This window comes from Salinicola sp. (assembly GCF_982684285.1).
Genome location: NZ_CEXLVS010000462.1, coordinates 1 through 1,366, shown reverse-complemented (window position 1 = coordinate 1,366; position 1,366 = coordinate 1). Strand labels below are relative to the sequence as shown.

Below are 1,366 nucleotides of genomic sequence, written 5' to 3'. Positions count from 1 at the left end.
ATGCAGCACACTCGTACTAACGAGCGATACCTGCCGGGATTAAAGTTGCCTGAGACCTTGCGTATTGAGCCTGACTTTGACAAGGCGGTAAGCTCTGCAAAGCATATCTTGGTTTCAGTGCCAAGTATTGCTTTTGCTGAGATGTTAGCAAAAGCTAAGCCGCTAATGGCTGACGGCACACCACTGAGCTGGGCGACCAAAGGCCTGACGCCTGAAACGGGTGATTTTTTGTTGGATACGGCAGCAGCAATGTTGGGTTCATCTCATTCCTTGGCTGTTATCTCTGGGCCATCTTTTGCTGCTGAGGTGGCAAAAGATTTACCTACAGCGATCACCGTTGCTTCAACAGATGAAACTTTTGCTCAAAGTTTGGCGTCTGCTTTGCATAGTTCAACATTGCGTGCATATACAACACATGATGTATTAGGTGTGCAGATTGGCGGTACGGTTAAAAATGTATTGGCCATTAGTGCGGGTATTTCAGATGGTTTGGGGTATGGCGCGAATGCTCGTGCAGCGTTAATTACCCGTGGTATGGCAGAAATATTACGTTTGGCTGACAGCTTAGGTGCTCAAACAGAAACCATGTTTGGTTTGTCGGGTATCGGCGATTTGATTTTAACCTGCACGGATGATCAGAGTCGAAACCGGCAACTGGGTCTAGCCATTGGTCGAGGTTTAACTGTCGAACAAGCTGTTGCTGAAGTGGGTAAAACGGTAGAAGGCATGTATGCCGCGAAAGAAGTATTAAAGCGAGCTCAACAAGTAGGCGTCGAAATGCCTATAGTGGAGCAGGTTTATAAAATTTTGTTTGAAGGTGGTGACCCGCGCGAAAGTGTGCAGGAGTTGCTTTGTAGGGAACAAAAGGCAGAAAATAGCCTCCCAGTTTAATGACAAGTAATAATAAAGAGGAAAGCTCTATGCGTCGCATGGTTAATTTGGGCAGCATAATAGTCATCAGCCTAGTTATGTCAATGAGTCTTACGGGCTGTGGCACATTAACACGAGATAAAGCACCTACCGATGATGAGATCATCTTAGGTCAAGATGGGCGCACATTGTGGCAGGCAGGTTTACAATATGTAAAAATTGTTGATCGCGATAAGCCGGGTATAGCAAATGAACATCCAGAATCGATTACCAGTGAACAGTTACGTACCGTTTTATCATCGTTGTATGTTAATAACACAATTTTATTGAGAGAACGGCAGGAGCCTGTTTTTTCTCCAGCCGAACTTCAAATATTAAGTGCCACTATACCAAATGGTTTATCTCAGGTTGGGCCAGAAGAAGATATTACGTTTGTCAGTATCGGTTTGCATAAGGGTACAATATCAAGAGAGCGTAAAACGAATACTGGCCGAGT

The 1,366-nt window shown here is 44.8% G+C and carries 2 protein-coding genes; both read left to right on the top strand.

Annotated elements, in window-relative coordinates:
* The coding region (locus AC3AYF_RS21080) for an NAD(P)H-dependent glycerol-3-phosphate dehydrogenase (RefSeq protein WP_487780423.1) at positions 1-891 on the top strand (891 nt) is incomplete at its 5' end.
* A 29-nt stretch (positions 892-920) separates the two neighbouring features.
* A partial coding sequence (locus tag AC3AYF_RS21075; protein WP_487780422.1) for a hypothetical protein occupies positions 921-1,366 on the top strand: 446 nt, incomplete at its 3' end.